Origin of the sequence: Ottowia cancrivicina, from assembly GCF_029813755.1 — a bacterium.
GTDB classification, from domain to species: domain Bacteria; phylum Pseudomonadota; class Gammaproteobacteria; order Burkholderiales; family Burkholderiaceae_C; genus Ottowia; species Ottowia massiliensis.
In genome coordinates, this window is record NZ_JARVII010000079.1 from 1 (window position 1) to 793 (window position 793).

At 71.5% G+C, this 793-nt stretch carries 1 protein-coding gene; it reads right to left on the bottom strand.

Features of this window, described 5'->3' with window-relative positions:
• Window positions 1-449 precede the first annotated feature (449 nt).
• Window positions 450-793 (bottom strand): crossover junction endodeoxyribonuclease RuvC (ruvC, locus tag QB898_RS13110; RefSeq protein WP_279525304.1); only part of this gene is annotated, 344 nt, incomplete at its 5' end.

Below are 793 nucleotides of genomic sequence, written 5' to 3' on the forward strand. Positions count from 1 at the left end.
TAAGGCGGCAGCGCAGGCGAGGGGCCTGAATGAGGCGGCTGCTCATGGCCGTGCGGCTCGCGCCGGGGCGCTGCCGGGGCGGGCGAGGCGCTGGGGGCGGCAGGTGACGGCGGCGGTGGCGGCAGTGGTTGCAGCGGCTGGAGCGAGGCCACCTTCATGGAGGGCCTCAGCGGAAAGATGGTTTGAAAGCAGCGCAGGCCGTTACGGCATGCGCATGAATGCGTGCGAGTGCGTGTGCCAGCCGCATTCGGAAGCGCCAAGCGCCGGATAGTTGAAGGAAATTCGCGTTTCGCCAGCCTGCGGCTTGGCTGCCTGAAGCCTGCCGCCTGCTTGCGCGATGGCTCTGGCGGCCGGAGCGGGCGGGTAGCGGGCCGCATTGGCCGCGCCGATCGGGCTGGGCGGCTCGCGTCTGCGCGCGGGCGCGGAAGGATTTTTTGCCGGGGCGTGTCTCAGCGCTGGCGGTACATGCTGCCGGCGCGGCGCGTCTGGCCGCTGGCGGCTTGCAGGCGGGCAAGGGAGTGGCTGGCGTGGGCGTGGGTGATGGCCAGGCCGAGCGCGTCGGCGGCGTCTTGCCGGGGGGCGGCGGGCAGGGCGAGCAGGCGGCGCACCATTTCCTGCACTTGCGCTTTGGCCGCGCGGCCGTGGCCTGCCACGGTCTGCTTCATTTGCAGGGCGGTGTATTCGGTGACGGGCAGGTCTTGCGCGACCAGCGCCGTCACGCAGGCGCCGCGCGCCTGGCCGAGCAGCAAGGTGGCCTGGGGATTGACGTTGACGAAGACGATTTCGACCACGG